The sequence below is a fragment of the Dyadobacter crusticola DSM 16708 genome (assembly GCF_000701505.1).
Taxonomy (GTDB): domain Bacteria; phylum Bacteroidota; class Bacteroidia; order Cytophagales; family Spirosomataceae; genus Dyadobacter; species Dyadobacter crusticola.
Genome location: NZ_JNJB01000008.1, coordinates 42,899 through 63,654 on the forward strand (window position 1 = coordinate 42,899; position 20,756 = coordinate 63,654).

The window sequence follows — 20,756 nt, forward strand, 5'->3', positions numbered from 1 at the left end:
AGCCTAATTCTTCCATTCAATCACTTAGATCCACCAGGGGATAACTCATTTATCTCTGAGCTCAAAAATGTAGATAGGTTGGGGTTTTCAATCTCCATCAAACGTGCTTGCCATGCAGCCAAAATCTCTACTTCTACTCGTTTTTTCCATTTTATGCACCGTTAAGCTTTTTGCACAAGCACCGGATCAATTCAGCTTTCAGGGTGTAGCAAGAAACGCTGCGGGAAAAATCGTAGGCGATGCTACAATCGGCGTGAGGCTTACTATTCACAAAGAAGCCCCGAATGGGTCGGTAGTCTATCAGGAAACGCACCAATCAGTTTCAAATGCACACGGGGTTTTCACCTTATCGATCGGGAAAGGGAATGTGCTGACGGGAGATTTCAATCAGATTGTGTGGCAGGTATTCTCTCATTATCTGCAAATTGAAATAGCACTTGACGGAGGAAATGCATTTACTGATCTTGGTACCACACAAATGCAAAGTGTACCGTATGCACTTCACGCGCGCGATGCCCGGAGATGGAATAACAGCTATCCGGTAATCCAGGATTTTGTCCTAGAACCAGGAATCGACCCAAGCACAACTACCCCGGACGACCCACGGCTGGATAAATACCGTCTGCCTCTCGTTGGACAAGGATCTAAATTGATATGGTATCCTGTCAAAGCTGCGTTCCGCGCTGGAACGGCCGACAATGATAAATGGGAGGATCAACTTTTAGGGATCAGTTCTTTTGCCTCCGGAAGTGATACAGAGGCAAGTGGCAGTAGCAGCACAGCGCTTGGACAATCGACAAAGGCCTCTGCTGACTATTCACTTGCCACCGGATTCTCCTCGGAGGCAAGTGGAAGTTCATCTGCAAGTTTCGGATTTTCATCTAAGGCAATGGGAGACATCTCGGCTGCTTTCGGAAACTTCACAATAGCTAAGACGAGAGCTTCATTCGTGACCGGCCTCTTTAATAATGCATCTGACAATCCTGACCCGGAAAATGAAAAACCCACTGACCGAATTTTTCAAATTGGCAACGGTATCAGCTACAATGACCGACAAAATGCACTCACGTTGCTAAGAAGTGGGAATTTGGGTTTGGGCAAAAATGCACTTAATCCCAAGTACACGCTGGAAGTCGATGGAAGAGCGCGTATCCGGCACAATGGGGTAACAGCAGGTATTCATTTTGATAACGCTGCCGGCGTTGAAAGTGGCTTTGTAGGAATGAAGACTGACGAACAAGTCGGGTTTTTCTTAAATACCTGGCAGTTTTGGGTAAACAAAGATGGAAATGGTTTTTTGCAGGGCAGTGTTATCCAAACTTCCGACGCCCGCCTCAAACACAAGTTAAGCGCCATCACCGGAAGCGTAAACAAAATTTCGGCTCTGAATCCATATCACTACTTCTGGAAGGATCCTCTGAAAGATCAAACCCTACAAACAGGTTTTATCGCACAAGAATTAGAAAAGTTATTCCCTGAGTTGGTGAAGGAAGATGAGAAGGGTTTCAAGTCGGTTAACTATATCGGGCTCATTCCTCACCTGGTTGATTCAATTAAGCAACTGACCAAACAAAACGAATCGCTCCAAGCTTTGAACAGCGATATTGTGAGCAGATTGGAAGCATTAGAAACCAAGGCGCGTTTAGCAGAAAATCCCGCTGCAAAATAAAACTAAGTGCATTGGCAACTTAAACCTTGCAATGGCGAATCTCAATATCCGATTCTAAAAGGGCTGTTTGTATTGTTTTTAGATCTTTGAAATTAAAAACATGACCGTCGTTTCTCGCAACATCAAGCTTTGCAAAATCCAGTTCCTGAATGAGCCAGCCGGCCACCTGGGGTTCCATTGCTGCAACAATTCCCTCTTCGGGCAAATCGATGTCCGGCGTTGAGTAACAGGCAGCAAAACCATAATTGATATCTACTGCCGGCGACCAGGCTGCATTGCCGATTGTTGGTGAAACCAAGGTATATGCCTGGTTTTCCAAGGCGCGAGCGCGGGCACCGACATGTACCCTGGTCGCGCCACGAATGGTTTCGGTGCAGCTTGGCGCAAGAATAAGCATCGCGCCAGCTTCGCACAGCAACTGCGCCCCTATCGGGAACTCGATGTCGTAGCAGATTTGAACGCCAAATTTCCCCCAGGGGGCCTCAAAAACTGTCAATACTTTCGGCGCGGTTTGGATGCCCCATTCTTCATTTTCAAAGCGCGTCATGAAAAACTTATCCTGGTATCCGGCCAGTCCGGCGGGAGAAAAAACATAGGCCCGGTTGTGGTTTTGGCCTTGCTCAATAACCGGAATCGAGGGAGCTACGATGGTTACATGATATGCTTTTGCCAGCTCCTCAAACACATCGCAAAACTCCGATTTGAGCGCATCAAGCGCGAAGATCTGTTCACGGATATTGCTTTTGACAGCTTCTGAAAAAGTACTGACAAGCTCCATTGAACCATATTCAGGAAAAAGTAAAAGCTGGGCTCCCTGGTCAGCGGCCTCGCTGACCCAATTCTTGATATGCTTTTTCCAGGAAGTAAAATCAGCGTGTTCGCTGATCGGATATTGTGCTGCCGCGACGGTAACTTTCATTTATTTACTTTTCAAAGCCTTCAACCAAAATGTCATTGTCTTGGCAGTTTCGTTAATCTCTCCTATATCCAGCCACCGCATTGTGCTTCGTAACCGGGGGTTTTTTACATAACCTCTTTTTTGCCAAAAAACGTCATTTGGCCGATACTTATCTGGCCTGGCCGGATGATCTGCCGCTCTTTCCACCGCGCAAAAACACGCAAGTTCATAATCGCCGAAGCTGCGCGCGTGGGCTTCCCGCTCATCGAAAAAGCGGTGACCGAGTCCAAGTCCCCGATATTTTTGAAGAAGAATGCTTTCGCCAAAATAAAATATGCTGCTGACATCGTACCCGGCTTTCTCAAATGGCGCCCGAACTTCTTCTGTTTCGTCCGCTAATGGAATGCAGGTAGTAGCGCCGACCATTTCGGCACCATCATAAACTGAGAAAAGAAAAGCTCTGGCAGATTGACTGTATATTTTGAGGTACTCTTTCTCATAATCCAGATCACCTTCGTAGAGATAAGGAAAATCATGAAAAACGGCGATCCGCAATTTCCCCAAATCTTCAAAAACACTTTCGATCTCGGCGCCTCTTTTCGTGACAAATGAAAGGTTTTCCATTATTTCTTAGAAACCAGCTCAATCCAGCGCGGCAGGTTGTAATAGGTTGTTACGCGCGTGATTTTTCCAGCTTTCACTTCCAGGAAAGCACCGGCAGGCAGCACATAAGTTTGCCCGTAAGCTTCCGGCATACCTTCTTCCGCTTTCTTGTAAGTTCCATTTACCACAAACTCAACTGCAACGCGTGTTCCTGTTTTTTCGGTAAAAAAGAACATATCCGTAAGCTTTTCTTCATAAGCCTCGTCCATATTACCCAGGAATTCGGTAAATTTTTCAATTCCAATGCGCACATCGCCCTGGTTTGCCTCGTGCCTGATCTGCGGGTCAACCAGCGCCAGCATTCCTTTCCAATCCTGATTATTAAAGCAAGCGTAATACGCTTCTACAACTTCCAATGCGTTCATTTCAATTGATTAAACCTGTAAATTCTATTTCAAAATCACTTAACCGGAACGTACACCCACTTGTCCAGCGTGTGGAATCCGAGCATGTATTTCCGTCCGTGACATTCAAATGCCGTGCCCTCGTAAACCTCTGCCAGGATAATATCAGGCTTGAATGCCATATTTTCCAATACTTTTGAAGGATTACGGACCGACACATGCTCAAAAATACGGCCTTCTTTTCTTAAAGAATATTGAAATGCATAATCATAACTGGCTTCTGTAAGATCGAAGCCGATTTTTTGCGGGTTTTGAGCCTCAATAAAGTTGGTGAGTCGCTGCATTTCAGGCAGATGATCGCCCCAGACGATTTTCTCGGGCGGAGAAAAAATGATACTTTCCTGCATCAGGTTCACATTACCCGGACCAACATGAATTTTTAGGTTCAATGCATTATTGATCGGCGGAAATACCTTTTCAAAAAACCATTTGGTGGAAAGCAGCGGATGCGTCACGCTTAAAAGTGCAAATGGCAATGCAAAAAGCCAGAGTATCGTCAGCATCAATTTGCTCATAATAGTTGGTAAAAATGAGCCGTAAACCAGACCGACAACCGGGGCGGCAAGTACAAAAAACGGGATGTGCAGACGCGAACCGTAAGTTTGGTAACCGATAAAAAAACAAAATACGAGGTAACTGCAAAACGCAGCCAGCGCATACCATTTTGCGTTGGGAGCAAGCTTTACGAAGAAAAGCAATGGGATACTTAGCAGAATTAACCACATTCCGAAGAAATTATGCGCGAAGTCCTCATTGAAATTGAGCTTGTTCATTTTAAAAAGCATCCCTGAACCTGGCTTGTCCAATGGAAGGCCCATAGCGGCGTGCAATGCCACAAGCCCGTTTTCTAAAAATTGATTGTACCTGTTACCCGGAGAAACAAATCCGAGGTGCAGCATGGTGTGCTTGGAAAGCGAGGAGACGAAATCAGCCGGAACGCGAATATCATTCCTGTTTCCATTGCTCATTGTCCCGACAGGCGAGCCGAAAATTTCGTGCGTACGATACCAGAATGGCGCATTCAGCAGTAGTACCAGCATCACGGTGCCCGCCAGCAGCAATGCGAGTGACTTCCACAAATCCGCTCTGCCGATTGTAAAAATGAGAAGATAAAAGCCAAACGGAAGCGCGTAGAAGACGAATGTACCTTTCGTCATAATCCCGAGCGCAACCGCGAGAGACAGGAACAAAAAGGCGATAAACTTACGGTTCTGGCTAAAATCAAAGCAGTAAAAGGCAGTCGCAACTATAAAAAACGCGACCATCAGATCGTTCTGGGTTGTCATGGATTCCAGCACTACAATGGGCAAAGTAGCTGCGAAAACCAATGCGATGCGAAGCTGAACTAGCGATGCCGAGAAAAGCTCCACGATCAGAGACACACAAATGAGAATACCAGCCAGGCTCAGCCATTGAGCCAACTGAAAATACCGGTCTCCGCCTGAAAGCAGGTACGTATGCAAGTGTACGTACTCCGAAAACGGACTGAATGAAATCGCGCGCTCAATGTGGGAAGCGTAATGTTCCACATTGCCGTTTTGTACCCAGTAACCCAGCCGGCTCAAATGGTAGCTCAGCGAATCGAGGTTATTGGGAGTGGCTACAATAGCCACCACGAGCGTAAATAATGCGAGTGAACCGAGAATAGTTACCGTAAATGCGCCCAGTTTACGAAAGAATACTTTTCCCGATTGTATCCAGTACCTGCTGATCGAGCGCAGATTAAGTTTGTATTTACTCTGCAGCCTCGCCGAAATAAGTATCAGGGCTACATTCAGCAAAAGCCAGGCGGTAATTACTACGTAGGGATTGATCAGATTAAATGCGCTGAGCAATTCGGTACTGGCCCCTATGAAGAAGAACAGAAAAATGGCCGAAGCAAGAACCGACCGCCGGAATGCCTGGGGCCAATCTTTGAAAAACGCCAGGTAACAATTGGCTGTACAAAGCCACATTGCTAATGGAACCAAAAGAATCATGTGAAGGGTAAACCTGTTTGGCTAATATGTTTCAAAAATAGCCATTCTCACGAAAAGAACATCAGCTAAGTCACCGATGTTAAATTCATTTTAGTGATAGGTCAAAAAAGCGATTAAGGCTTCAACTGAATGCAGGTGGCCTGACTTCCCGTACCCGCTCACTTCCCAGTTTGCTCCCTTACCTGCTACTTGCATTACTTTGATCTTCCAAAAACTCCCAGCTGTACTTGCAATGCAAAATCCCGCGCGTTGCAGCGCTTTTCTTGTCCAAAGCACCTCCTTTTCACTGCCTTCCAAATACACCTGCTGCCCGGTGGGTTCCCGCTGGATATTGAATGTGCCTGTGTTTGTATCAAAGAAGAAGTTTTCCCGGTTGAAAACAGATTCAAAAGATCCGTCGAGAATCAGATCTTCAGGTACGCCGGAAAGCAAGCCGTCGCCTTTTTTCATCAGCCAGAGCTGATCAGCGGTTTGTAATGCAAGATCGAGCTCGTGGGTACTGAGTAAAATCGCCTTGTTGGTTTCGGCGGCCAGCTGGTGAAGCAGCTTCATCAGCCCGATCCGATTGGGCAGGTCCAGGTGCGCGGTAGGCTCGTCGAGCAAGATCACGCCGGTATCTTGTGCAAGTGCCCGCGCCAGCATTACCTTCTGCCGCTCTCCGTCACTGAGCTGACTGATTTGGCGGCTCAAAAGAGGCTCTGTTCCTGTATATGTAATTGCAAGATCGATTTGCTGCCTGTCTGCTTCGCTAAGTTGCCCAAGCCAACCGGTATAAGGTGTTCGCCCTAGCGTAATTACTTCGCGAGCTGTAAGGTTGCCGGTTTCAAGTCTTTCAGTCAAAACCAGGCTCAGCTGCGTGGCGAGTTCCTGCGGTTTCAAACGGGCAAGCTCGTGCTGGCTGAGCAGGATCTTACCGGCTAATGCAGGCTGCAAGCCAGCCAGTGTACGCATTAAAGTGGATTTACCCGAACCATTCGCGCCGAGCAGACAAACCAGCTTTCCAGCCCGTAACGATACATTCAGGTTACTTGCAACAACCAGGTCAGCATTTTTTGACCGGTACCCGATCGAAAGGGCTTCCGTTTGCAGGATCGGCTGCGGATCTTTCATGAGAATGACGAACGAAGATTGTTACTGCGCAGGATTACCCAGATCACCACCGGCGCCCCAAGCAGCGAAGTAACGATATTGATTGGAATGACCGTCTGTGCACCGGGGAGCTGCGCCACAATATCACAAAACAACATTAGCACTGTGCCAGAAAGGCAGCAGGCCGGGATTAATATACGGTGGTTGGAAGTACGCAGCAACGCGCGCGTCAGGTGTGGAATGGCGATCCCGATAAAACCGATCGGCCCGCAAAAGGCAGTAATACTTCCGGTAAGCAGACTGGTACTGGTCATGATCATCAGCCGGCTTTGCACAATGCTCAGTCCCATGCTTCTTGCATAATTCTCCCCCAGCAACAATGCATTCAGTGATTTGGAAGAAATAAATGCGCCCAGCAAGCCGAGTGTTACTACGATTGTCAATACAAAAAGGCGGTACTGTGTTACGCCGCCCAGCGACCCGAAAGTCCACATAATGTATTCCTGCAACTCCTCGGGCTGACTTACATATTGCCATATACTGATCACAGAAAGTGTAATCGTGCCGATCATCACACCTACGATCAGCAGCACAACATTATCTTTTACCCGGCCCGCGATCAGCAGAATAAGCGACATCACCAATGCAGAGCCAAGCGACGCCATTACAATTACAAGCCAGCTACCGGAGATACCCAGCTGATTGACCGCGTACATACCTCCCGCGCTTCCACCCGCCAGCATCACCGAAGCCACGCCCAGGCCAGCGCCAGCCGTAATACCCAGCTCGGAGGGACCAGCGAGCGGATTGCGGAAGAGCGTTTGCATCAGCAAGCCGCTTACCGAAAGCCCGCAGCCCGCCAGAATAGCGGTCGCTGCTTTAGGAATACGGATTTTCTCAATAATGAATAACCACGCCTGATTTTCAGATTCATGCGAAAAAAGAATGTGCAGTACTTCCGCGAAAGGAATGGCAACAGACCCGGACAATACATCCAATGCAAAAAAAACAACTGCCAGCAGTGCGAGGCAAGTCAGGATCAATCCTTGTCTTTTTGCAGGTGCTGCCATTTTTATGGTAACTGTTTGTAATAAACCAGCTGGTGCCCCGGAAGAAGTCCCGGATGAAAAATATGGATCAGGTCTGCCAGCACGATATGCGGGTTAAATGCGCCTGATTCGAAGAAATCGTTGGAGCCAGATGCGTTGACACGTGCATTATAGCTGTACATTTTCCTCGATTTCGCTGCGGAAAAATCCGCATAGCGTGAATCCTGTTCGAGGATGCTTTTACGCGTATTATTCTTATCAAACCCAACATTTATCCAATACTGCGCTTTCAAAGCAATGGGATAAACCGCTTCAAAATTGAGCGACAGACTGCCCCCGCCTTTTGTATCTGCCCAATGGTAGCTTGCGCCCGCATCCTTGAAGAACTGCGACATATAATTGTCGCCCTTGGGTAAAAACCAGACATCCTTTGTATTCAGGCCGGAAATAACGGTTGGTTTGGGATCTGTGGTCCGGGCGAGGCGCGCAAGGTGGTTATAATCTCTTTCTATTTTGCCAAAAATTGCATTTGCTTCCTTTTCCTTGTTGAGTAGTGCAGCCGCCAGCTTTATCCACTCACAACGCGCCAGCGGCGTGGTTTCAACCCATTCTGAATTGGTCAGTACGGGGATACCTGCTTCTCTCAATGCAGTAAAACGATCCGCCTTGGTACCGGGCGAACCCACCGTCATTACCAGATCGGGATGCATTTCGATCAGCTTTTCCAGGTTTAGTCCATTGTCTTTCCCTACTTCCACTATCTTACCTGCTTTGATCTGCCTCTGAACCGAAGGCGAATAAACGTACTGCGAACCAGCCAGCCCGGTCAGTACGTCAGTCGAGCCGAGTGTTTCCAGCAAGCCGGTATGCATGGAGGAAGTTCCAACCATGGATTTAACCGGGATTTGAATAACCTGCGCCTCAGGGTAACCTTCGGGGCGCGACCTGCCGTTTTCAAGCAGTATGAACTTTTCGCCAGCTGCTGTAGAATCCGCGCTTTTGATTGTGATGATTTTATATTGATCAAAATATTGAATATCAAAACCCTTCGCGTGCTGGACCTCGCATTGGCCTTTGTAGCTGCTCTCCCCGGCAACTTCCTGCTGTTCCTTCGATTTCTGACTGGAATCACAAGCTTGCAAGAACAGGAAAAGCAGAAGTACAACCCAGGTTTTATTCATAATTCAAATTTCAATGTTGTGCCGAAGGCCAGAGTAAGGAAGAGTCGCCATAGCTTAAAAACCGGTAACCTGTATCAAATGCTTCCCGGTAGATCTGTTTCCAGGCGTCACCTACCAATGCAGCCACCAGCAGGATCAATGTAGAACCTGGCTGATGAAAATTGGTAACCAGTCCTTTGCAAAGCCTGAACCGGTATCCCGGAAATATGAATATCTCGGTTTCACCCGTAATGTAGCTGTAATTATTTGCATCCATGAATGCGGCAATTGCAGCAAGCGCCTCGGATGCTGCCGGCAGGTCGCTTTCTTCAAATGGATAAGGATATAATTTTTCAATCCGGAACTCGCTCGTTTCATTCCTGAAAAGCTTTACACCAAACCAGTACAAACTTTCCAGCGAGCGCATGGAAGTTGTTCCGACAGGCACAATCGGTCCCGCCGCGCTTCGCAGCTCCTCGATCACTTCCCTCGAAAAAACAATCTGCTCGGAGTGCATTCTGTGCGCGGTAACCGAAGTTACTTTAATGGGCAGAAAAGTACCTGCGCCTACATGCAGCGTGAGAAAAGATCTGCGTATCCCCCGCTTTTCTAGTTCTGTAAATACGTTTTCAGTAAAATGCAGCCCGGCAGTTGGCGCGGCTACTGCACCGTTGTGGTGGGCGTAAACAGTCTGGTAGGTTTGCTTATCTCCCTCTTCGGTATCCCTGTTCAGGTAAGGCGGGAGCGGGATTTCACCTAGTGCCTGCACAATTTCCAGGAAGGTTAGTCCGCCGCTCCATTTCAAATGCACATGGTTGCGCTCATAGTCGGCATAGGATACTTCCAATGTGACCGTCTTTGCATTTACCTCGACTGTTGTTCTTAATGTATCTGCTAACTTCCAACGCTTTTTATTCCCGATCATACACTCCCAAACGCATTCATTCCTGATCAGCATCGCATCGTTGATCACGCGGGTAGGCGCTTCGGGGTGGAGCAGGAGAATCTCGATCACTGCACCGGTTTCCTTTTGGAAGTACGCCCGGGCAGGTATTACGCGCGTATCATTGAAAACCAGCAGCGTATCGGCGGGAAGCTGGTCAGGTAAATCCGAAAAAGTATGGTGATTGATTGTGCTGTTTTTGTAAACCAGCAGCTTGGATTGATCCCGGACTTCAAGCGGGTAATGCGCAATTCTGTTGTCGGGAAGATCATAATAATAATCCTGCAGCCGGATCGATTCTGCTTTTGTAAGCCAATCTGCCTGTGTCCCTGTCTCCCTGCGCTCTTGTTCCATTCGGCTTCCTTTTACAGCTTTTCCTCAGGTACCGGCGGCCAGAGCAGACGTAAAGGCAGCAGAAATACAACTACTATCAGCACGATCCCGATATAATATACCCACGAAAAATCGAATACATCCAATTTGTACTGCGTACTGTTGATAGTCGCCAAAGCTAGGAGGCTGAACCCAATGATCGTGTTGATTACCGAAACGAGACAGTAAATCCAGTTTACAAGATGCTCGCTAAGCTCCGGGCGGAACTGCGCCCATTCTTTTCTTTTTGGAATTGGCAAATAGGTAGGGTCCACTTTTGGGATGTGGCGGGCAAATGCCGCGATCACCACATTGTTCAGGAGAAACAAGCCCATTATGATGTAAAAAATATGCTCTTTATCCACATATTTCTCGGCCAGGCCGGTTTGGGCAAAATCCACAGCTACCATCTCAGGGAACAGGGAGTAAGTCCAAAGCAATGCACCTACCACGAATATGATAGACAGCCAACGCCAGACCTTGATTGCAAATGTTGTAATTTTCATGAATTCTTCAACCTTCCGGAGGTTTTCGCCAAGTTAAATCAGGGTGCAAAATTAGGGCGGGGAGTTTCTAAAACCTAATTGGCAGTTATTATTGCGCTCAAATGTTGTTGCCTGAATGCAGGCTGCCACGAATCTACTTTCAAACCACATTTATGAAAATATACACGAAAACAGGCGATAAGGGCATGACTTCCCTGATCGGAGGCACAAGACTGAGCAAAGCCCACGTCAGAATCGACGCTTATGGAACTGTCGATGAGCTGAACAGCTACATTGGCCTGCTGCGCGACCAGCCGGTGAATGAAAGCCGGAAAGAGCTGTTGAAAGAAATTCAGGACAGACTTTTCACGATAGGCTCGCATTTGGCTTCCGAGTCAGACCGGACCAAACGCATTCTGCCGGACCTTCTGGAAGAGGACATTCTTTTACTGGAAACTGCAATGGACCTGATTGATTCGAAAGTACCTCCATTGCGGGCATTTGTGCTTCCCGGCGGGCACCAGTCTGTTTCCTTCGGGCACGTAGCGCGTACGGTGTGCAGGCGGGCCGAGCGGGCGGTGATCCATTTACAACAGGGTGAAGAAGTGGAGGACATTGTGGTACGCTATCTGAACCGTCTTTCCGACTATCTTTTCATGCTCTGCCGGGCTATGACTTACGAGCTGGGAATCGAGGAAGTCACCTGGAATCCAAGACTTTCTCCGAATAAATAATTGTTGTACTAAATATCAGTTATTTATAGATTAAATTTTTAAATTGCAATCCCTGACGAACATTCGTATTAGCGTTTCGAAATTTAAATTTAGGCATCATGACAGCCGACACATTACAGATTGAGGTTCAGCAAACCACCGAATCTCGCTTACAAGAGGTTGACTTCAACAACCTGGTTTTCGGCCGGAATATTTCCGACCACATGTTCATCGCCGACTACCGTGAAGGTCAATGGCAGGATCTCCGGATCGTCCCTTACGGCGACCTTTCGCTCAGTCCTGCAACAGCCGCCCTGCATTACGGACAGGCGATTTTTGAAGGCATGAAAGCTTATAAAAGCGAGGAAGGCGACGTGCTCTTGTTTCGTGCAATAGACAACTGGAAGCGGCTCAACAAATCGGCAGAACGCTTATGCATGCCGTCAATTCCGGAAGAAGTTTTCATGAACGGACTTCTGGAACTGCTCCGCCTGGATTCCGGCTGGGTACCTTCTCAGCCAGGATGCTCGCTGTACATTCGTCCGTACATGTTCGCAACTGATCCTTACATCGGGGTTAAACCTTCTGATTCTTATACTTTTATCATTTTCACAAGTCCGGTAGGTACTTACTATGCCAAGCCGCCGCGCGTGAAAGTGGAAACACAATATATCCGTGCAGCTGAAGGCGGGGTGGGCGGCACGAAGTGTGCAGGCAACTACGCCGGTTCACTTTATCCGGCAAAACTGGCGCAGGAGCAAGGTTACGATCAGCTGATCTGGACAGACGCCCGTGAGCATGCCTATATCGAAGAATCCGGTACGATGAACATCATGTTCCTGATCGACGGAACGCTGGTGACACCTTACGTTTCTGAAACAACGCTCGACGGTATCACACGCAAAAGCATCGTAGCAATCGCGCAGCATTGGGGTATCCCGGTAGAAGAGCGCCGTGTAAGTGTGAAAGAAATCATTGACGCAGCCAAAAACGGCACATTGGAAGCAGCTTTTGGTGCAGGTACTGCGGTTGTAATTTCTCCATTCGCAGCCATTGCTTACGAAGGTGTGGATTACACATTGCCAGAGATCAAAGAAGATTCATTCGTAACAAAAGTCAAAAACTACCTGACCGACCTGCGCACCGGCAAACAGGAAGACGTTTTCGGCTGGATGCTGAAAGTGTAGGGAGTTTATGAGTTATGTTATGAGTTTAAAGTAAAAGAGCTCAAAGTTGTGGGTTACCCGGCTTTGAGCTCTTTTATTTTGGTAAAACAAACTTATTAACCACTCCAAACTTCAATAACTCTAAACTCCTGAACTCATAAACTTTAAACTCATAAACTCTACACAAACGTCCGCGTACCTGAGTAGTTCTCTCTAAACTCTTTCGGTGTGCAGCCGTTTTTGGTTTTGAAAATCCGGTTGAAGTAAGACAAGTTATTGAATCCGCATTTGTAGGCGATTTCGGAGATCGTGTTGCTGGTGTTGATCAGGTACCGGGAAGCGTGGCCGAGTCTGATCTCATTCAGACTTTCTATGAAAGTTTTTCCGGTTCTTTTTTTTATAAACCTGCTGAAAGAGACCTCCGACATGCCTGCCAGCTTGGATATAACAGCCAGGTTGATTTCTTTGTCATAATTGTCCCGCATGTGAGCGAATACCTTTTCAATGCGGCGGCTGTTGAAATTAATATTCTCGCCTGTGAATGTGCTGCTCGACAGTGTGCGCATATTCCGGGAGACCGACAAATCGTGCAGAATGGACATTAATTCCAAAATGGAGTCAAAGCCGCTTTTCTGCCCCAGCGCCTGAAAACGCGGCAGGATACGCTCTATGGTATCCCGTGAAAAGGAAATCCCTTTGGCCGATTTTTCCAGAAGCGAACGTACAAAGAAGAGCTGATTGCGTTTCAGGAAATTTTCGTCGAAAAGGTCACGGTGGAACTGGACGGTAATCTCTTTAACTTCCGGCATCCCCTCCTGCCATTTGTATGCGTGGGTCAGCCAGCCGTGCGGGAGGTTGTTGCCGACGAGAACGAGCTCCGCATCGTCAATAATTTCTGTGTGGTCACCTACGATCCGTTTTACGCCACGCCCGGAAAGGATAAGATTGAGCTCATATTCGTCGTGCGTGTGAAGTGGGAAGTCAAAAATTGTTTTACTCCGGGTAAAAACAGTGAAACAATCGTACTGGGTCAAAGGTGTAATTTCGCGGTAGATTTCATTCATAAAGTGTCAGGTTGGAATGTTTAAATATATCAATTTAATGTTGAAAATGTATTATTACCATTCCGGCAATTTGTTAAATACTTATTAAGCGAATGGAAATAGGATTTACCGACTTTCTGGTTATCGCGGCTTACCTGGTTTTTGTAATTATTGTCGGCATTGTATCAAAGAGACAAGCAGATAAAACAAGCTCTGATTACCTGCTGGGCGGCCGGACGATTCCATTCTGGATGCTCGCGATTTCCAATGCATCGGGGATGTTTGACATTTCGGGAACCGCCTGGATGGTTTCTATAATGTTTGTTTACGGCGTTAAAAGCATCTGGCTTCCCTGGCTCTGGCCCGTATTCAATCAGATTTTTATGATGGTCTACATGTCGGCGTGGCTGCGGAAGTCAGGCGCGTCCACCAGCGCTGAATGGATGCTGACCCGATTCGGCACATCCCGCGATTCGCGGCAATCACATAGCATTATTATAATTTTTGCTATTCTGAGCTGTCTCAGCTTCATGACCTACGCATTCATCGGTCTCGGCAAGTTTCTCGTGATTTTCATTCCGTGGTCCGCGATCTCACCACTCGTTCCTTTCCATGTACCGGTTCAATTTGTACCACATCTGTACGGGATTGTATTCACCACATTCACGGTGTTCTATTCACTTCTTGGCGGGATGAAAAGCATAGTTTGGACGGATCTCATCCATTATGTGATCATTGTAATTATTTCCGTCTGCATCGCCTGCATTGCCATGAATGCTTTGGAAACTGCCGGCGCCCTGCGTGTTCCGGAAGGGTGGGATAGTATATTTTTTGGCAAAAACCTGGAACTGAATTGGAGCAGCTACCTCGCCGATGCCGACCGGAAAATCAGGGAAGATAACTTTTCGCCGTTCGGCTACTTTTTCGCATTAATGGCAGCAAAAGGGATTCTCGCAAGCCTGGCCGGCCCGATGCCCAACTATGATATGCAGAAAGTCCTTTCGTCCAAATCCCCCCGCGATGCCGCATTGATGAGCATGTTTGTGAATTTCGTGTTACTCCCGCCCCGATATCTCCTCATTACCGGTGTTACTGTACTCGCCCTTATTTTCCACGGCCAGAGCGGCGGCCACGGAAGGGATTTTGAGCGCTTGTTGCCTGAAGTGCTCAGTGCGCATGTTCCGCCTGGCCTGCTCGGGCTTGTGCTGGTGGGGCTGCTTGGCGCATTTATGGGAACATTTGCGGGTACTTTCAATGCAGCTCAGGCTTATCTGGTCAATGATGTTTACCTCAAATCCATCAACCCCGATGCCAGCAACCGGCAGGTCAGGTGGATGAATTATGTTTCCGGGCTGTCGGTAGTAACCATTGCGATCGCCCTCGGCTTTCTCATCAAAGATCTGAACAGCATTCTGCTGTGGATCGTATCGGCGTTATATGGCGGTTATATTGCCTCGAATGTGCTTAAATTCCATTGGTGGCGCTTTAACAGCCACGGGTTTTTCTGGGGTATGATAGCGGGAATTGTATGTGCGATGTGTTGCCCCTATCTCTTTCCAAAAATGCTTCCGCTCTATTACTTCCCGCTGATCCTCGCCATAGCCACATGCGTGGCAGTAGCCGCTTCGCTGCTCACGCCACCTACTGAGATGGAAGTTTTGATAAAGTTCTGCAAACAGGTCAATCCCTGGGGTTTCTGGCAGCCAGTCAGAAAAGCGATCCAGGAAGACGACCCGACGTTTATACCAAATCCACATTTCTCCCGCGACGCATTTAATATTGTCACAGGTATTGTCGCCCAAACTGCGCTGACAGCCTTGCCGGTTTACATAGTATTGCTGATGCCAGTACCGGCCAGCATTTCAGCGGGCATCCTGGTTGCTACCCTGCTGGTCTTGTGGCGAACCTGGTATAAAACGCTCCCGCCTCGCTGAGTTTAGCAGTACTTACAAAGTTGTCACTGCGTATACACACATCCGAATGATGCGGAGGCGCTCCGGAAACGGCACATGCACCATTTTTCCAGCATCCATTTAAAGCAGGTTGCCCAAGTCGATAAACTAAGTATTGTTTTATTTATTCATTATATAAACTAATTATCATCTATAAATGTGGTACTAAATGTGTCATTTTTTGATAAAAATGTACTATATAGTTGTGGTCGCCATTCTGGTATATTTGGTTTAATTTTTATCACTATTCCATAGTTCAGCTAATCAAACCTTGTTTTACCAGAAATCCGTTTCTATGAAAAAAACTCTACTAATTAAATTATTGGTACTGCTTTCTGTGCTCGCCCTGCCGGGTTATGCCCAGGAAATGACGGTAGCCGGGAAAGTTACAGACGCAAGTGGCGGCGAGATCGCCGGGGTGAACGTGGTGGTAAAAGGCACCACCCGCGGCACTACCACCAGCGACAAAGGGGATTACTCCATTACAGTCGAAAAAGGCAAAACGCTTACCTTTAGCTACATCGGCTATGTTACGAAGGAAGTAGTAGCGAATGCAACTGTCCAGAATGTTTCTCTCCAGTCGGAAGCAACTGCATTGAATGAGGTGGTTGTAACTGCGCTGGGCGTAAGCCGTGAAAAACGCTCGCTTGCTTACTCCATTACCGAGGTGAGCGGAAGTAACATGACAGCCGCCCGCGAAGCCAACCTTGGTAACGCATTGGCGGGAAGGGTTGCCGGGGTGAATGTAAGCAAGATAGCCTCAGGTCCGGCCGGTTCATCTCGCGTTATTATCCGCGGTAACAAGTCGCTTAATGGCCAGAATCAGCCTTTGTATGTTATTGACGGTATCCCGATCGACAACAGCGGCTTCGGACAGGCGGGTATGTGGGGCGGCTCCGACGAGGGCGACGGGCTTTCCAGTATAAACCCTGATGATATTGAATCCGTAACGGTATTGAAAGGTGCGAATGCGGCTGCACTTTATGGCGCTCGTGCGGCAAATGGTGTCATTAACGTAACCACCAAACGGGGCTCAAAGAGAAAAGGAATCGGCGTCGAGTTCGGATCAAATTACGTTTTTGAAAAGCTGAACGATCTTTCAGACCTGCAGCACAGCTACGGCAGCGGCGGCTATGTAAATGGGGTAGCCACCAAGCCAGCCAATCAGAACCAGGCTTATGAATGGGGCGACGACTCGTGGGGACCGAAATATGACAACAGCCAGGTAGTTGGTTTTGACGGAAAAATGCGGCCTTATGCATATGCAGGAGATAACTTTTCGAGATACCTGAAAACCGGTCACGCATTTACCAATAATCTTGCTTTTTCAGGCGGAAACGAAAACCAGAATTTCCGTGCGTCCATTACAAATATGAACAGCACGAGCATCATTCCAAATTCCGGTTTCGACAGGCTGAACATTTCCATTTCTACGCTTTCAAAATTTGGCAAGAGACTTACCCTTGACGCCAAAGTGCTTTATTCTGAGGAAAAAGCAAAAAATCGTCCCAATGTGTCTGACTCTCCGGGTAATGGTATCCAGTCTGTATGGCGCATACCGGGCAACTACAATGTACTCGACTACATGGGCGATCCCAATAAGCCCGGCGCAATCCCGGCAGGTACTGACGCGGCGAGCCTGGGTATCTGGGGCAAAGAAGTGGGTGAAGAATATCAGCAAGCCAACAATAACTGGGGGCAAAATCCTTACTGGACTGCCTACCAGTTTATCAAAACCGATAAGAAAGATCGTATTATCACTTCCGGTAGCTTAAAATACCAGCTTACAGACTGGCTTTTCGTTCAGGGCCGCGTGGGTATGGACAAATATTCGCGTCGTGCCGAGTCGCTTGTACCGGAAGGAACTGGCTACCAGCGTGGCGGTTCCAGAAGTATGGGTACCTGGAATGTACAGGAGATCAACATGGAATACACGATCGGCTTCAATAAGGAATTTGGCAAGCTGGGTTTTAATGTATTTGGCGGAGGAAACCGGATGAGACGTAAATACGACTTTATCAATATTTACGGAAACGGTTTCAACGTACAGTTCTTCCCCGCATTGAACAACATTCAGGGTAAAAACTGGGATTATACACCCAATGAATCCGGGATCAACTCCCTTTTCGGATCTGCTGAAATTTCATACGGCGGCTTCCTTTTCCTGACCGGTACTGCACGGAACGACTGGTTTTCGGTACTGAATCCCAAAACAAACAGCATTTTGTATCCTTCCGTTGGTGGTAGCTTCGTGTTCTCCGACGCATTCAATAATATGCCTGCGTGGCTTTCTTACGGTAAGCTCCGCGCGTCCTGGGCGCAGGTGGGCAATGCGACCATCGGACCATACGAAACCAACCTGACGTACTCACTGAATGGAAATCCGCATCTCGGACTTGCCATGGGCTCATTCTCGTCTGCAATGGGAAACAACGGAAACATTCCAAACCCTAACCTCAGGCCTTTGTCGGTGTCAGAAACTGAGGTAGGTATCGATTTTCGTTTGTTCAACAACAAAGTAGGCGTTGATTTCACTTACTATGATCAGCAAACAACTGACGATATCCTGAATGCGACCATTTCAAGAGCATCAGGATTCGGGTCGACTTCGGTGAATGTTGGTAAGCTACAAAACAGGGGCGTGGAGCTGTTACTTACCGTAACGCCGCTTAAATCCAGCCAGGTAACGTGGGATGTAACTTTAAACCTTGGTAAAAACGTAAACAAAGTAAAAGCGCTGATCCCGGGATCGACGGAACTGGTACTGGAAGAACCACGCTCACGCAATGCTTATATCAAAAATATTGTGGGACAACCTTTCGGTATGATCACAGGGCGTGTTCAAAAACTGTCTCCTGATGGTCAGCCCGTATTTTACAGCGATGGCCGGCCGGTAGGCTCCACCAACTATGAGATCATTGGAAATGGTATCGCCAAAATCACAGGCGGACTTACCAATGCATTCAACTACAAAGGATTCGACTTATCATTCCTGGTGGACTTCAAAGTAGGCGGCGACATACTTTCAGGAACAAATATGAGACTCGACCAATGGGGACTTAGCCAGCGCTCATTGCAGGGAAGAGAAGGTGAAGCACCGCTGACAGTTACCGGAGTAACTCAGGAAGGAAGCGAATACAAGCCTTTCACCAAAACATTGACCCCGCTGGAAGCCTTCAATTACTGGGGCTCGGTAGGCGGCGAAGCCGATGCGGTAACAACCATGTACCTGTACGATGCCTCGTTTGTGAAGCTGAGACAACTGACACTAGGCTACAATTTCCCGAAGAAACTCCTGGAAAAAACGCCTTTGCAAAACCTCAGCCTTTCTTTTGTTGGTCGTAACCTCGCGATCCTTTTCAAGAACATCGACAATGTTGATCCGGAATCAACCTACTCCAATGGGAACTCACAGGGATTTGACTATTTCGGTTTCCCATCCACCCGCAGTTACGGTTTCAATTTGAGAGCAACATTCTAATTACAGAAAAATGAAAAATTTCAAGAGCTATATAAAATTTGGTCTGGCAGCAATACTGGTCACGGGCTGTGATACGGAAGAGCTGCACAATCTGAACATCAACCCGCAGGCATTGAATACCATTGATCTCAACCTGCTGTTTACTTCGGCCGAGCTGGGCATCGCATCTAATGGAACCACGGGTGATAACCGCTATATCGACTGGCGTACCAATATCGGAATGTGCGCCTATGCGATCCAGCAGCTGGCGAATGCAGGAGGCGGGATTGCGCCGGGGGACAAGTATGCAAGCAATGCAGAAACCAACGCAGCGCCTTTCGAATTCACTTACAATGACCAGCTGAAAAACATCGCAGAAATCCTGAGACAGTCGGCTCCGGGCGGCTTTGCGGAAGGCAAGAACAAGAATATGCGGCAGGCGGCACGTATACTGCGCGCGTTCAGCTTTTCGCGGATCACCGATTTTTACGGAAACATTCCTTACACCGAGGCCAATCGCGGTATTGAAGGTATCTTTTTCCCAAAATATGATACGCAAGACGCCATTTACGCTGATTTACTGAAAGAACTGGACGAAGCTTCCTCTTCCCTCAATGCATCGAATGGAGACGAAGGATTTGCAGCGGCCGACTTCATTTACAAAGGTGATATTGCCAAATGGAAGAAATTCGGATACTCCCTGATGCTCCGGCTGGCAATGCGGATTTCCAATGTAGATGCAGCCAAAGCGGCTACTTATGTAACCAAAGCAGCCGCAGGTGGTGTATTTACCAGCAATGCCGATAATGTGTGGGTGACGATGTCCGACGGTCCGAATGAATGGACAAACCAGAACGGTATCTCGCGCGCATTTGACCCCGGCGATGGCGGGCAGCCTTCTTACCTGAGTGCAACTTTGGTGAACTTCCTGAAAGGCACCAATCAGAACAGCGCTGCAGATGATGATCCGCGCCTGATGATCATTAGTGGCGGAATCGGCCCCTGGACTGCCAATGGTTTTACGCCTCTTGTGCTGGATCCGGTAAAGCAGAAAGGTATGCCAAATGGGTACGATCAGGCGATGATCGACAGACTGGAAGGCGGCTCAGGAGTGGATCTTGCTAAAACCTATTCGAGAATAAACGTGAAAATGTTGCAGGATTCAGATCCTTATATGATTATGAACTATGGCGAAGTAGAGCTTTTGCTGGCCGAAGCAATTGAGCGGAAAATCGGCTCCGGGATTTCAGGCACAGCCAAGTCGCACTACGATGCGGGCGTAAAAGCGTCCATGCAAATGTACACGCCATTTGATGCGTCGCTCACTGTCTCTGACGCAGCCGCACAAGCTTACCTGACTACCTATCCTTATGGCGTTACCAAGCCGGCATTGGAAATGATCGGCGAGCAGCTTTGGGTGAATAAATTCTTCAACTGGTGGGAAGCGTGGTCGGACTGGAGAAGGACCGGATATCCTAAACTCACCCCAACCAACTACCCCGGAAATGTCACAGGCGGCACAATTCCAGTGCGCCTGCGCTACCCCACCAACGAAGTAGCAGGTAACCCTAATTACCAGACCGGCGCAACCTTGCCCGACGATTTTACTACCAAGGTTTGGTGGGACAAATAGTGTAAATTAGTAGATATAATTCAAAAGGTGTCCTGAATATTTTAGGGCATCTTTTTGTTTTTTATCCTAATTTTGAAA

16 protein-coding genes are annotated in these 20,756 nt (G+C 47.8%); 6 read left to right on the top strand and 10 right to left on the bottom strand.

Annotated elements, in window-relative coordinates; genetic code table 11:
- The first annotated feature begins 112 nt into the window (after positions 1-112).
- Positions 113-1,669, top strand: a complete 1,557-nt coding sequence (locus tag Q369_RS0112810; RefSeq protein ID WP_031528206.1) for a tail fiber domain-containing protein — start codon at positions 113-115, stop codon at positions 1,667-1,669.
- 19 nt (positions 1,670-1,688) lie between these two features.
- Here the strand turns inward: Q369_RS0112810 and Q369_RS0112815 are convergent, their stop codons facing one another.
- The 9 genes from Q369_RS0112815 to Q369_RS0112855 all read right to left on the bottom strand — a co-directional run bounded on the left by Q369_RS0112815 (position 1,689) and on the right by Q369_RS0112855 (position 10,732).
- Positions 1,689-2,588, bottom strand: coding sequence for a carbon-nitrogen hydrolase family protein (locus tag Q369_RS0112815; protein ID WP_031528207.1), 900 nt, complete (start codon positions 2,586-2,588; stop codon positions 1,689-1,691).
- Positions 2,589-3,191: a GNAT family N-acetyltransferase gene (locus Q369_RS0112820; RefSeq protein ID WP_031528208.1), complete on the bottom strand. Its 603-nt coding sequence runs from the start codon at positions 3,189-3,191 to the stop codon at positions 2,589-2,591. It abuts the gene before it with no gap.
- Positions 3,191-3,595, bottom strand: coding sequence for a nuclear transport factor 2 family protein (locus tag Q369_RS0112825; protein WP_031528209.1), 405 nt, complete (start codon positions 3,593-3,595; stop codon positions 3,191-3,193). Before Q369_RS0112825 ends, Q369_RS0112820 begins: the two co-directional genes overlap by 1 nt.
- A 35-nt stretch (positions 3,596-3,630) precedes the next feature.
- Positions 3,631-5,613 carry an ArnT family glycosyltransferase gene (locus Q369_RS0112830; RefSeq protein WP_031528210.1) on the bottom strand — a complete coding sequence of 661 codons (1,983 nt, stop codon included), beginning with the start codon at positions 5,611-5,613 and terminating at the stop codon, positions 3,631-3,633.
- A gap of 90 nt (positions 5,614-5,703) precedes the next feature.
- Entirely contained in the window at positions 5,704-6,723 is a 1,020-nt protein-coding gene (locus Q369_RS0112835) for an ABC transporter ATP-binding protein (protein WP_031528211.1), read from the bottom strand.
- Positions 6,720-7,772, bottom strand: a complete 1,053-nt coding sequence (locus tag Q369_RS0112840) for an iron chelate uptake ABC transporter family permease subunit (protein ID WP_031528212.1) — start codon at positions 7,770-7,772, stop codon at positions 6,720-6,722. Before Q369_RS0112840 ends, Q369_RS0112835 begins: the two co-directional genes overlap by 4 nt.
- A 2-nt stretch (positions 7,773-7,774) precedes the next feature.
- Positions 7,775-8,932, bottom strand: a complete 1,158-nt coding sequence (locus Q369_RS0112845) for an ABC transporter substrate-binding protein (RefSeq protein WP_031528213.1) — start codon at positions 8,930-8,932, stop codon at positions 7,775-7,777.
- A 10-nt stretch (positions 8,933-8,942) separates the two neighbouring features.
- Positions 8,943-10,208, bottom strand: coding sequence for an S-adenosylmethionine:tRNA ribosyltransferase-isomerase (locus Q369_RS0112850; RefSeq protein ID WP_031528214.1), 1,266 nt, complete (start codon positions 10,206-10,208; stop codon positions 8,943-8,945).
- Between the two features lie 11 nt (positions 10,209-10,219).
- Positions 10,220-10,732 carry a hypothetical protein gene (locus tag Q369_RS0112855; protein ID WP_031528215.1) on the bottom strand — a complete coding sequence of 171 codons (513 nt, stop codon included), beginning with the start codon at positions 10,730-10,732 and terminating at the stop codon, positions 10,220-10,222.
- 152 nt (positions 10,733-10,884) lie between these two features.
- Here Q369_RS0112855 and Q369_RS0112860 point away from each other — a divergent pair, with 152 nt between their 5' ends.
- Positions 10,885-11,445 (top strand): cob(I)yrinic acid a,c-diamide adenosyltransferase, encoded by a 561-nt coding sequence (locus tag Q369_RS0112860; protein WP_031528216.1) that lies wholly within the window; start codon positions 10,885-10,887, stop codon positions 11,443-11,445.
- Positions 11,446-11,543: 98 nt separating this feature from the next.
- Complete coding sequence (locus tag Q369_RS0112865) at positions 11,544-12,611, top strand: branched-chain amino acid aminotransferase (protein ID WP_031528217.1); 1,068 nt, start codon at positions 11,544-11,546, stop codon at positions 12,609-12,611.
- 158 nt (positions 12,612-12,769) lie between these two features.
- Here the strand turns inward: Q369_RS0112865 and Q369_RS0112870 are convergent, their stop codons facing one another.
- On the bottom strand, positions 12,770-13,654 hold the full coding sequence (locus Q369_RS0112870; RefSeq protein WP_031528218.1) for an AraC family transcriptional regulator: 885 nt from the start codon (positions 13,652-13,654) through the stop codon (positions 12,770-12,772).
- Between the two features lie 92 nt (positions 13,655-13,746).
- Between Q369_RS0112870 and Q369_RS0112875 the strand changes: the two genes are divergently transcribed.
- From Q369_RS0112875 to Q369_RS0112885, 3 genes are all read left to right on the top strand, one after another.
- Positions 13,747-15,567 carry a sodium:solute symporter family protein gene (locus Q369_RS0112875; protein WP_031528219.1) on the top strand — a complete coding sequence of 607 codons (1,821 nt, stop codon included), beginning with the start codon at positions 13,747-13,749 and terminating at the stop codon, positions 15,565-15,567.
- 313 nt (positions 15,568-15,880) lie between these two features.
- Complete coding sequence (locus Q369_RS0112880; protein WP_031528220.1) at positions 15,881-19,066, top strand: SusC/RagA family TonB-linked outer membrane protein; 3,186 nt, start codon at positions 15,881-15,883, stop codon at positions 19,064-19,066.
- A 10-nt stretch (positions 19,067-19,076) separates the two neighbouring features.
- Entirely contained in the window at positions 19,077-20,678 is a 1,602-nt protein-coding gene (locus Q369_RS0112885; protein WP_031528221.1) for a SusD/RagB family nutrient-binding outer membrane lipoprotein, read from the top strand.
- Positions 20,679-20,756 lie beyond the last annotated feature (78 nt).